This window comes from Lacinutrix sp. MEBiC02595 (assembly GCF_053601555.1).
In genome coordinates, this window is sequence record NZ_JBSHNU010000201.1 from 248,760 (window position 1) to 261,528 (window position 12,769).

General features: G+C 33.1%; 6 protein-coding genes. 2 read left to right on the top strand and 4 right to left on the bottom strand.

Annotated elements, in window-relative coordinates; all coding sequences use genetic code 11:
• Nucleotide 1: 1 nt before the first annotated feature.
• Nucleotides 2-2,257 (bottom strand): translocation and assembly module lipoprotein TamL, encoded by a 2,256-nt coding sequence (gene tamL / locus ACVCZW_RS07420; RefSeq protein WP_452232082.1) that lies wholly within the window; start codon nt 2,255-2,257, stop codon nt 2-4.
• A 4-nt stretch (nt 2,258-2,261) separates the two neighbouring features.
• Entirely contained in the window at nt 2,262-7,289 is a 5,028-nt protein-coding gene (locus tag ACVCZW_RS07425) for a translocation/assembly module TamB domain-containing protein (RefSeq protein WP_452232083.1), read from the bottom strand.
• A 398-nt stretch (nt 7,290-7,687) separates the two neighbouring features.
• Between ACVCZW_RS07425 and ACVCZW_RS07430 the strand changes: the two genes are divergently transcribed.
• On the top strand, nt 7,688-9,391 hold the full coding sequence (locus tag ACVCZW_RS07430) for a hypothetical protein (RefSeq protein ID WP_452228470.1): 1,704 nt from the start codon (nt 7,688-7,690) through the stop codon (nt 9,389-9,391).
• A 176-nt stretch (nt 9,392-9,567) separates the two neighbouring features.
• Here the strand turns inward: ACVCZW_RS07430 and ACVCZW_RS07435 are convergent, their stop codons facing one another.
• Together ACVCZW_RS07435 and galE are read right to left on the bottom strand one after the other, a co-directional pair.
• Nucleotides 9,568-10,578 carry a LacI family DNA-binding transcriptional regulator gene (locus ACVCZW_RS07435; protein ID WP_452228471.1) on the bottom strand — a complete coding sequence of 337 codons (1,011 nt, stop codon included), beginning with the start codon at nt 10,576-10,578 and terminating at the stop codon, nt 9,568-9,570.
• A gap of 71 nt (nt 10,579-10,649) precedes the next feature.
• Nucleotides 10,650-11,675, bottom strand: a complete 1,026-nt coding sequence (galE, locus tag ACVCZW_RS07440; RefSeq protein WP_452228472.1) for a UDP-glucose 4-epimerase GalE — start codon at nt 11,673-11,675, stop codon at nt 10,650-10,652.
• A gap of 95 nt (nt 11,676-11,770) precedes the next feature.
• Here galE and ACVCZW_RS07445 point away from each other — a divergent pair, with 95 nt between their 5' ends.
• Entirely contained in the window at nt 11,771-12,769 is a 999-nt protein-coding gene (locus tag ACVCZW_RS07445) for a GntR family transcriptional regulator (protein WP_452228473.1), read from the top strand.

Sequence of the window (12,769 nt, forward strand, 5' to 3'; positions counted from 1 at the left end):
TCTAAAAAGGATATCCTATAGCAAAATTAAAAATACCATTACCAGCATCCAAAGAGTAATTGCTAGTTTGGTTAATAATAGGAGCGTGCAGTGGCGCAGCCCAATCTAACCGAAGTACAAAACTTTGAATGTCTACGCGTAAACCCAAACCAGTACCAATGGCAAGTTCATTTATAAAGTTGGACGTGAATTTTCCACCAGGCAATTCCGTATTTTCATTTTGTAACCAAACATTACCAGCATCGACAAAAAACGCACCTTTAAAGTACGAATATAAAGGAAAACGATATTCTATATTAGCTTCCAGTTTTATATCTCCAGAACGGTCAAAGTATGAATTTGTGCTCGTGCTTTCTGCGGTATATAACCCAGGACCAATAGATCGTGTTCTAAAAGCACGTATGCTATATGGTCCACCAGAGAAAAATTGTCTTGAAAATGGCAGTACGCTGGAGTTACCATACGCATAACCATAACCGCCATACAATCTAGTTACTAAGGTTTGCGATTTCCCTAAATTTAAATAAAAACGAGCATCGGCATCTATTTTTACATACTGTGCAAACTCCACACCTAAGATTGTTTTTTTACCGGTGTCCGTGTTTTTCGAACTCAATAAGCCTAAAGAGTTTCCTACGATATCTACATTAGAACTAAAATATAAAGGGTGTTTTGTTTTGGTATTGCTTAGTTCATTATATGTGAAATTATAGGTTAAACCAGAAATTAACTGCTGCTCAAAACTACTTTTCAAAAAAGGATTGTCCTCTAAAATAGCTTCAAATTCTTCCGTACTATTCGATAGTTTAATATAACTGGTACTAATAGGATTTATGGTATGATACACAAACTTATTTGCTCTATACTGGTATCCAAAACTAGCATTAAAACTATTTAGGCTGTATAATTGACTTCTATTTAAATATTCAAAACCTGCACTTATTACTGTTTTTGGGATATTATATTTAAATTGCTCTGATAAATCCATTGGGAAAATTAGCCTTGGGAAAACAAGATTAGCGGTTACACCCAATTGTGTGCTGCTAAGACCTGTTGTGCCGCTAGAGTTACCACCCAATTGAGATTCATACCCGAAATCTCCAGTAATCTTTAAAACTTCACCACCTTTAAAAAGGTTTCTATTGGTGTAACTTAATGCTAATGTAGGTCCTGTAAAGCCATTCGATTTGGAGTTCGCTTGCAGTTCTGCACTTAATGCACGTTTATTTAAAGGGGATAAGTAAATATTGGTATTTAGATAACCAATGGTATCGTTTTCTTGTATTGGTTGTTCTTCAAACTGCACATTAACAAATTTATAGGTGCTAATAGAGGAAAGACGTCTACTGGTAGATCTAAATTTAGTTGGGTCATAAAACTGTCCGCTTTCAAGCTGCATAAACGGTCGCAATCGTTTGGGTTTGAAAAAAAGGGTATCTTGTATGAAGTTTATGCCATCTATAGTTACAACATCTTCCGGATTACTCGTTTTGTTTATTGTGTAATCTGGATATACATTTATGCTGTCTAATTGGTATGCAAATAATGCTTTTTTTGGTGTGTTCTTTTTTAAACGTAAAAACAAATCATAACGTTGTGTTTTAAGTCGGTTGGTATCTATTTCAAAAATTAAAAAGTCGGCATTAAAATTATAATACCCTTTAGATTTAAGATGTTCATCTATACGTTCCCGTTCTATTTTAAGATTGGAAAGGTTGAAGCGATCTCCTTTTTTAATAAAAGATTCGCTTAGCGTTTTCTGAATTTCTTTATATATAGATAACGAATCGGAGTCCAACTGATAGGTTTCCATGCGATATGGTTGTTTGACTTCGATAGTATAAACAACTTCACTTTTTTTCGTTCCTGTTTTAATTTCTGAAGTTACTGTACTAAAGAAGAATCCTAAATTTTCTAATCTATTTAAAATAAGATTTTCCGTTTTATTGATATCCACATTCGATTGATAAACAGGATCTTCGCCTAGTTTTTTATCTATAAATCGATAGATGAATCCTGGTTTTCCTTTTGCGACTTTATAACGTGCTAGTACTCCTAGTTTTGAGGAATTGGGTTGCGGTCTTAAAACAGCTTGAAGCTCATCTTTTATAGCAGCTAGATCTTTTATTTTTTCTTCGGAATTAATTTTAAAAGTAGCACCATGATATAAAGTTTCATTTTCTGGAATAAACTTATTTACGCTACAAGAGCATACTATGCATATCAAAAATAAAATAGAGTAGTGTTTTAACTTCATGGTTTTATTCTTCAGATTTTTCCTCTTCATTTTTGTCTTTTTCCTCTTCTTGTTTTACGGATTGCTTTTCTTCCTCTTTAATTTTGGCAACTTCTTCTTTTACCGCTTTCGCGAAAAGCTCTTCAAATTTATTAAACTCTTGATTAAAAATTAGAGAAATTCCTGTGAGTATAATTTGTCCGTCAATAACATTTTGAAAATCATTTTTTCGATACGCTTTCAATCTCCATCTGCCATTATCATCAAAAAGATATTGAATATTTACGGTACCAACCAATGGCGTGGTTTCTCCAGCATTTTGCGAACCTTCTTGAATATCTACGCCACTTCCTACTTCTACAATAAGTCTATCGTTAAATAATCGTTTTCTGGCATTCACATCTAATTGTGTTTTGTTGGTTGGTGCATCTCCTTGATAATCGGTGTAACTATCAATTCCGAAGTCCAACTCAATACCAGATTTACCCAAAAGCTTATTTGAAAAATTATTAAGTTGGTTGGAGAGCACACTATTGGCATTATCTCGTGCAATCGATAGGGAGCCACCACTACTACCATCACTAGTAGAGGAAGGAAAAAATTGATTTAGTACTAATAAAGAAAATACTTGCTTATTCAATTCGTCTTCTTGTGTGTTAATTTGTTGTACTTGTGCATAAACTGCGCCGCCAAGTTCTCCTTGACTGTCTTTTGGGATATCTAGATTAAATGAAATCTCCGGTTTTAGAAGTTGTCCTTTTAAATTAAGATATACCAAAAACGGTAATTGTTGCCTATATTTACTGGTAACACTCGCGCTTTCTCCTGTAAGTTGGGTGGCCATTAAACCAGATGCAGCGGTTTCTATTTCATAAATAGCACGAATATCCATATCTGCTTCTAACGGATTACCACGCCAAACAATACTGCTCCCTTTTGCAATATCAAAATGCCTTTTCACTAAATTATATAAACTTACTTCGTAGTGGCCACTATCTACTTCATACTTTCCAGAGAGTGACATGTCTCCATTTTTGGCAATACCAAATTTAAAGTCTCCGGTACCAGAAACTTTTAAATTATCACCAGAACGCTCATCCACAATAATATTAAAAATAGCTTTTTTGGAAACCGTTAGTTGTGCATCGATATCATATCCTGTTAAAACAGCTGTGGATGATAAATCCTCTGTTTGCTTCGTTAAAATATCATCCGGATTTTCCTTGTTTACAAAAATGACAACCCCTTCTTTTTCTACTAGGTTCACTTCATCTTCAGGAATAACATAGGTGAAATTGGAAGCTTCATTGATCATTAAACTACCTCTCACTTTTGGAAGTTCTAAAGTTCCAGTGATAGCTACATCTGTATCGAGATTTACTTTTCCGTAGAATAAATCATTATCCTTTTCTGTGGAATTTAAAACTTCTATGTTTTTTGCTTTTAGAGTTAAATCAAATGACGGATTTGTTAGGTTTTTAGTGGTGATTTTTCCATCTAAAACCAAAGGGTTTTTATTGGTGTCTTCTAAGGTGAATGCATCAAAATAAATACCTGTATTATCCAGTTTTATAGATTCTTTTGGAAGTAAAAAAGAAGCATTAAGCGCATTAATGGTTAGGCCAGATGCATTAAATTTTACATTTCCTAAAAATTTAGGTACTTTCGATGTACCAGTTAGTTTGATTTTTCCAGAAAGATTTCCAGACGTTTTTGAAATATAAGTTCCTGCAAATTGCTCGATTGCTTTTAATTCTAGATTTTTTAAATCGATGTCAAAATGTAGAGGTGCTCCATCTTTATTTGCTTCATAATCGCCAACAATATCTAGGTTTAAGTTGGCACCATTAACCGCTAAATTAAGATCATACTTAGAACTAGTTATAGATTTTGCATTTAAGGTTAAAGCCCCCAAAGGCACTTCTATAACTTGTAAATTAGATACATTGGTGTTGGCTATTATTCCTAAATCTCCAAAAGGATTTTCTATAATAACTTCTCCATTTAATTCACCAGAAGCGAGTAGCTTTTCTTGGTTAAAAAGGCTGGTAATAGTACTTAATTCGAAATTTTTAAAATCAAATCCTATGTGTTCTATGTCTTTTCCAGCTAAGGTATTACTAACGGTAATTTGCTGCTCATTTTGGCTAAGCTTAAAATCGGTAAAGCCTAAAAAATTAGGAGCATAGGTGATTTTATTATTTGGAAGAATAGACCAGTTTTCTTTGTTAAGCAGGAATCCCTTCGGGTTAATATGAAAACCAATGCTGTCTTTATTCTTGGTAACTTCGGAAGCAATTTGAATTAAAGTTTCACTAGAATCTAAAGCATTAAAATTGGAGTAAAGTACCTGATCTATTAAATTTCCTTTTAGGTTTATTTTTTGAATGGCTATCGCTCCAGTTTTTAAATTTCCCAATGCAAAATCAAAATTTAAAGTTTCTTTTTCTGCATTCAGGGAAAAATCAAGGCTGTCCATAGTACTTCCGTCATAGGTTATTTGTGGTGCATTAGCACTCGCTTTAAACAAATTCTTTTGCGCATTAAAGTCGATGGTTATTGCTATTGGCGCTAACGATTCTAACTTGGGTAAAAATAAATCTTTAAGAATTGGTGCTTGTTTTACCGTTGCATTGAACTGCATTGTGGTGGTAGATGGCACATCTGTTTCTAACGGAGTAATAGTATCTTCAAAGTAGTTATTAAATTGATTTTGTAGCTCTGTAATAAGATTTGCTATATCTGTATTGGAAAACAAATCGGCATTTACTGGATTGCTTTCCATAGAAAAAGCAGTAGTCTCATTGGTAAGCGCGCCATCAAAAGAAATGTCGCCCAATAAATAAGGGGTATTGTCTCTAACAGAAAGCGCATCGGTAATTAGACCCTTAAATTGCAGATTGTCTGTATTATTACCTACAATATCTGCTTCTAGGTTAAATTTTGCACGGACATCATTTTGTGTAAGTCCGAAGGATTGGAAATTAACTCCTTTTAGCTGTAAAACCGAGTGTATTTTTGAAGCAACCGAATCTAATTGAATTGTATTTTCTATCTCAAAATCTAAGTTTTCATCCTTAAAATCTACATTTAGATTTCCGTTACCATTGGTGATTTTTCCGTTTAGATTCAGTTGTGAAAAATCATAGTTATTATAAGAAAGTTGCTTAAAGTTGGTGGTTAATTCTGCATTTAAAGTATTCCAGCTGGTGCCTTCTCCTTTAATCGCTGTTGTAAAAGCGTAAACGCCTAATTTTTCATTTTTAAGAATTTTGCCTAGCTGTAAATTAGTAACATCAAAGTTGCCATTAAAAGCAATCGTATTGGTGTTTTTGAAATTTCCTTTTACGGCAATATTTCCATCCGAAGTGATAAGTTTCGCATTGGTTGTAATAGTACTTAATCCACCATGAATACTACCTTTTAATCGAAAGGTTGCTGGGAATTCGATGTTGCTCGTTTGCGGAGTCGTAAAAGCTAATGCATCCTTTTTAACGGAAGCGATATCCAAGTTTTTAAGATCTACATATAATGTATTGGTATCTAAAATGTTTTTTATAAAACCTTCGGCACTAATTTTTGTGTTTTTCCCCCAATGAAGAGCAGTTTTTGGTATGTTAAGATTATTTAGAGTGCCATTTAGGTGTAATGCACCGGTAATTTGTTTCCGCGAAAGCGTGGTTAGATAACTATTATTTTTAAGTTCTGGTGCGAAGAAAAAAACATCTTTCGGATTGATACTTAAGTTAGGAATGGAAACGGCTATTTTACTTAAATCTGGAGTATTAAATAAAGTATTTATAGTATTGTATTGTATCGAAATAGTACCAGCAACGCTATTATTGTTAGTATGTAACGACAATTCTTTAAATGTAGTGGAAGTGTTATTTAACGCTAATTGCGTGGTACCGTTTTTTAATTGAAAGCCGCTTCGTTCTAGAAACGATACCTTTTCTAAAGATACACTAGCATTTTCGGGTTGATATAAAAGCGTATTGGCTTTAAAATTAAAATCTTTTAGTTGTATATCTTCCGAATTAAACACATAGTTCACCAAGGTTGTTTTTCCGGTTTTTGCTGTAATTTGATTATTAGAGAAATCGATATGGTTTGCGGTAATCTTCCATTGTGGCCATTCGAAATTTGTAGATTTCTCGATAGTCGTTTCTGTAATTGGCTTTAATTGCTGAAATCCTATAACGGAATTTCTTAGTTGGAAATCGGTTATCGTAACCACTTGTTCTTCTAAATCTAAAACAGGCATTTGTAGATGTAATGCATCCAAGAATACATTTAAGTCCAGTTGGTCTGGAGTAGCATTATAAGAAATCCGCGTATTATTGAAGTCCAAATTTTGGATAGCAATTAATGGAGATTTGGTTTCTGGTTCTTCTGTATTGGTAATAAATGGTTTGGTTTGCTTGTAGTTAATCACACCATCTGTAAGTTCTATTTTATTAACATCAAAACCCATCTGCTCTAAATCTATAGCATTGGTTTCTACATTAAGGCTATTTAATCGAATGTCACTCTGCATCCCTAAATGAGCATCTTTGTATGTTACATCTATATCTTTAAGATGTAGTTTTCCTAATGTGATTTTTATAGGCTTTCCAGAAGTTGAAACAGTTGTAGTGTCTTCCGTAGTAAAAGCATCCAATAAAAATTGATAATTAAAGCTAGAAATGCTATCCTTTCTGTAGACATTTGCTTTTAAACCTTCCCATTCTAATGCCTTTAAATAAAACTCATCTCCTTTAATTAAAGGCAATAAAGCTACAGAAGCTTCCATGTTTTTAGAGTAAACTAAAGTATCTCCTTTGATATCTTCTAAATAAAGCCCTTTAAGAAGTAGATTACCAGAAAAAGTAAGGTATAGTTTATTAATTTCAACTTTTGTATTGGTTTTATTAGAGACATAATTGGTTGCTTTGGTTACAATAATGTCTTGTCCCCACGGACTTCTTATAAATAATATAAGCGCAACAAAAAGTACAAAAAGAACTAGAATCGTTCTTTTAACGATTTTCCAAAATGAAGATTTTTTATGCACCTTTTTCGGCTCCATACACTAGCTCAAGTATTTTAGGTAAATAGCAATTTAACGTATTTATTTTATTTTTAATTGTAATGTATACGAAATCCAAATTTACGTCTTTGATATTAAAACAAAGCGTATAGAAATGTTAATAAAAGGGTTTGTCTTTTTTATAAAACATTTATTGGTAATCGCTAAATCATCCATTATTTATATACATAGGATAACGGTACTACGTCTTGGATTGGAATGTCTTACATAAATACCAATTGAAAATGTTAGGACAGATTCATTTTTAGGTATTTCATTCGTATAGTAGATAGGAAAGCGTTAATCTATATTGGGAAAGTAGATTATGAAATAATACGTTAGTTCGAGTTCGTGTTAAAAAAACATTTTTTATATATGTTAATTTGGTTCTAGTTAGGGATAATATAAACTTGATTGGTTGTGGTAAAGGGGAGTACATTAGAGAAAAAATAGTAATCAATAAAACGACTATGTACAAACAGAGTAAATTAATCTTCAGAAATATTGCTTTTTATACCTTATTACTAATGTTCTCTTTTTCTTACGCTCAAGTAGGTGTAGGCAATTCCGATCCAAAAGCGACTATAGATATTACCGCATCTAACCAAGCAGCTCCATCCAATGCAGATGGGATATTGATTCCTAGAGTAGATGCTTTTCCTTTAACTCCTCCTACGGCTGCACAACAAGGTATGCTAATATATCTTACTACTCCTGTTGATGAAAAAGGCTTTTACCATTGGGATCAACCAACTACAAGATGGATTCGACTTTCGAGTATCGAAAAAATAAATGATCTTTCTGATGGTAAATCGGATGTGGATGGCACGGATGATGGCTCTTCTGTTTTTATTGGGATTGAAGCGGGTGAAAATACAGATAGTGATAATAGGAGGAATGTTGGATTAGGTTATAGAGCCCTGCAAGCTAATATAACGGGGTTTGGTAACACAGCGCTGGGTCAAGTTGCTTTAGCATCCAGCACTGGTAATGCGAATACAGCAGTTGGCGCTCAAGCTTTGCATGTTAATACTGCAAATCAAAGTACAGCTGTTGGGTATCAAGCGCTTTTTAAAAATACAACGGGTACATTTAATACCGCAACAGGTTGGTCTGCATTAGTAAATAATGTTACAGGTGCTAATAATTCTGCTTTTGGTAATGGTGCTTTATTGAGTAATACTAATGATGATAACTCTGCATTTGGATATTCGGCATTACGCTTAAATACTGTTGGTTTCGGGAATTCTGCTTTTGGAAGCCAGGCCTTAAACGCGAATACTTCAGGAGAGAATAATACAGCAGTTGGTAGTACAGCACTGAATAAGAATTTAGATGGAGATAAAAATGTAGCGATTGGAAATGGTACACTGTTTTCAAATACAACGGGTAGTCAAAATAGTGCTGTTGGAAGCTTAACAATGACATCAAACAAAACAGGTAACTATAACTCGGCGCTTGGTTATAATGCCTTAAGTGATAATACTTCAGGAGAGTCTAATACTGCTATTGGTCAGGCAGCACTGCTGGAAAATCGAACAGGGTCTAACAATGTAGCCGTCGGTAATGGGGCATTGCGTAAAAATAGAAACGCAGATGATAATACAGCTATTGGACGTGGAGCAATGTTTGATACTACCTCAGGTGCAGAGAATACGGTAGTAGGTGCAACCGCTGGATATGCACTTACTGGTAATAATAACGTATTTATAGGACGTGAAGCAGGTCGGAATATTAGGGGTAATGCTAACGTGTTTATAGGATATAATGCGGGTTTCTTTACAGCTGCTAATTCTACAATTTCTTCTACATTACTTATTAATAATTCTAACGGAGCAATACCTTTAATTTATGGAGATTTTGCCACTAACAAAGTAGGTATTGCTAAAATAGCAACAACGCATGCTTTAGAGGTTAATGGTACAACGGAGGCTACACAGTTTAAAGTTTCTGCTCTAAATGCAGCTCCGGCAACTTCGTCATCTACAGGTGCACAAGGAGAAATTCGAGTTACAGCAACATATATTTATATTTGTACAGCCACTGATACTTGGAAGCGAGTACAGTTAGATGCAACTGCTTGGTAAGGCGTTTATGATTTGTAATTTAGAATCTTTAACAAGGTTTCTAATTAAGAATATTATAGTATATATGTTTTCTGAAAAGCGATAGGAACTCGGTTCTGAAGGTTTAGATTTAAGACGTTTTGGATATTAACACCAAGTATTTTAATGATACCTGTACCTAATCGTACTGCAGTGTTTTATTTTGAAGAATTTCTTAGAACGATATCGGTTTCTACGGTTTCTGATGTCGTATATGCAATTTTATTTTCTAATTTATTAATTAATAAGGTAGCAGCTTTTTCTCCAATAATTTCTCCGTGTCTACTAATTGTACTAAGCCTAGGATTGGAATGTCTTGCAAGAATGCCGTTAGAAAATGCTAAAACAGATAAAGTTTCTGGTATTTTTATTCCTTTTTGTTGCGCTACCTTCATGGCAGCTATTGCAACAGATTCATTAGATGTAATTAAAGCATCAAACGAATGATTAAATAAAGGTTTTACAACAGCCTCATGTTTTTTATAATACATTTCATGTGTTGTAATAATGATGGCATCCTGTTTTTTGAGATTGTTGCTTTTTAAACCAGCTAAATAGCCTTCATATCTAGATTTTCCAATACTTAAATTTATATCGGTGGAAACAAATGCAATCTTTTTGCAACCCTTGTTTTTTAAATAATTAACAGCGTTAATAGATGCCTTGTAATCGTCTGTAATTACTTTGTCGCAATTTATTTCTGCAACAACACGATCAAACATTACTAATGGGATTGCTTTTTCTAGACAGGCGTTTAAATGTGTATAGCTCTCTTTTAATTGGGTTTCTTCAGAAATAGAAATAATAAATCCATCCACAACACCTGTCGATAACATTTCTATAGTTTCAATTTCTTTTTGAAGAGATTCGTTGGAAATACACGTAATTACTCGGTATTCTCTTAGAGAGGCAATTTTTTCTATTCCTTTTAATATTTGTGCAAAGTAATAGTTAAGCATGTTTGGAATAATTACTCCAATAGTCTTCGTCTTTTGATTTTTTAAACTTAGCGCATTAAAATTAGGGGTGTAATTTTTTTCTTTGGCGTATGCTTTTATTTTTTCGGCTGTGGGTTTGCTAATTTCTATACTGTTATTTAGTGACTTAGATACAGTAGAAACGGAAACATTGAAGTGTTTAGCAATGTCTTTTAGTGTGATTTTTTTCATGTTTCCGAAATAAGTACGCTTTAATTAACTGTAGGTTTGCTTGGTGAAAGCTACACCTTTTTTTGCTGCTATTAAATTTTTCTATAGTTCTGTTCCCATTTCCATGAAGAATCAATCATTTCATCCAATCCTTTTTCGGCAATCCAACCTAGTTTTTCTTTCGCTAAATTTGTAGCAGCATAAAGTTCTGGAACATCACCATCTCGACGGTCTGTGATTTCATAATTAAGTTTGGATTTCGATACTTTTTCAAACGAATTAATAACATCCATCACAGAATAGCCAATACCAGTTCCAAGGTTAAAGGTTTCTAGGGATTTTTCATTCGCGTTGTCAAGTAATCGCGTTACGGCAATTACATGGGCTTTAGCCAAATCTACTACGTGGATATAGTCTCTAATTGGTGTGCCATCTTTAGTAGGATAATCTTTACCAAAAACCATAAGTTTTTCTCTTATTCCTGCAGCAGTTTGCGTGATATAAGGCATTAAATTGTTAGGCGTTCCATTAGGTAATTCCCCAATTAAACCAGAAGCATGTGCACCAATAGGATTAAAATATCTGAGCGATATTGCTGAAAATTTTGCATTTGAATTGGTATAATCTTCCAGTATTTCTTCCGCAACTTTTTTCGTGTTTCCGTAAGCAGAAAAAGGGCGTTGGGTTTCATTTTCTTCGGTTATTGGTAACGTTTTTGGTAAGCCATAAACCGTAGCAGAAGAAGAAAATATGAAATTATTAATCCCGTTTTCGCTTTGTGAAATTAAAGTGTTTAAAAGGGAGTAAAAATTGTTTTGGTAATATTTTAAAGGATTGTCAACAGATTCCCCCACGGCTTTGTGTGCCGCGAAGTGTATCACCGCATCTGCATCTGCATGTATTTTAAAAACCTTCGCAGTGGCTGCGCTATTTTTTAAATCGATTTCTACAAAAGCCGGTTTTACGCCAGTAATTTCTTGTATTCTTTCAATGGTTTCTTCAGATGAATTAGATAAATCATCAAAAATTAAAACTTCAAAATTGTTTTGAATCAATTCTATAACGGTATGCGATCCAATATAACCACAACCTCCTGTAACAATTACCTTTTTTTTCATTTCAAATGCATGTTTTAATACCGTGCTAATTTACAAAAAAATATAAAATTACCAACCAGTACCTACTAGTTTATTTTTTTTCTTTACATTTGTTTATGAATCTGATAAAAATTTCTAAAAAATCAAGTGTACCAAAATATAAGCAAATAGTGGATGCCGTGGAGCATGCTATATTACATGGGGATTTAATTAAAGGAGATAAACTACCTTCTTTAAATAGTATCAAGAATAGAAATTCTATATCTAGAGACACCGTTTTAATTGCTTATAATGATTTGAAAGCGAGAGGCATCATACAATCTATTGTTGGTAAAGGGTATTATGTTTTAAGTGAACATGTACATATTTCTCAAAAGATTTTTCTGCTATTTGATGAGTTAAATTCGTTTAAAGAAGATTTATATAATTCCTTCATAAATAATTTAAGTAGTGAAATTCAAGTAGATATTTTCTTTCATCATTTTAATTTTAACATGTTTGAAAAACTGATTAGCGATAGTATAGGTAATTATAATTACTACGTAATTATGCCTGCCAATTTTAAAAACGCGAATACTATTATTCAGCATTTACCTTCAGATAAAGTCTATATTTTAGATCAAACACATTCGGATTTAAAAGCATATCCTTCTATTTTTCAAAATTTTGAAAGTAATATCTACCAGTCGCTTCATGCTGGTATGGATCTCATTAAAAAGTATCATAAAATAGTATTGTTGTTTCAAAGTGAAAAGCAACCAAAAGGAATAGTTACCGGTTTTTTGCGTTTTTGTAAGGATAATAATATGGAAAATGAAGTGATCGCTTCTTTAGAAAATAGAACCCCTTTAAAAGGAGAAATATATTTTGTTTTAGATGATAAAAATCTAATTCGAATGCTAAAAAAGATTAAATCAGAAGTATTAAAACTAGGAGAAGAAGTAGGTATTGTATCTTATAATGATACTATTTTAAAAGAAGTAGTAGCAGAAGGTATTACCACCATTTCAACCGATTTTAATGCGATGGGAAAACGCTTGGCGGAAATGATATTGAATACAGAACATTTACAAGAAGAAAATCCGTGTCATCTAACTATAAGAAAATCTTTATAA

Excerpts from the sequence above, each read along its gene's own strand:
- ACVCZW_RS07445 (WP_452228473.1), top strand. The coding sequence starts at position 11,771 with ATGAATCTGATAAAAATTTCTAAAAAATCAAGTGTACCAAAATATAAG.
- galE (WP_452228472.1), bottom strand. The coding sequence starts at position 11,675 with ATGAAAAAAAAGGTAATTGTTACAGGAGGTTGTGGTTATATTGGATCG.
- ACVCZW_RS07435 (WP_452228471.1), bottom strand. The coding sequence starts at position 10,578 with ATGAAAAAAATCACACTAAAAGACATTGCTAAACACTTCAATGTTTCC.
- tamL (WP_452232082.1), bottom strand. The coding sequence starts at position 2,257 with ATGAAGTTAAAACACTACTCTATTTTATTTTTGATATGCATAGTATGC.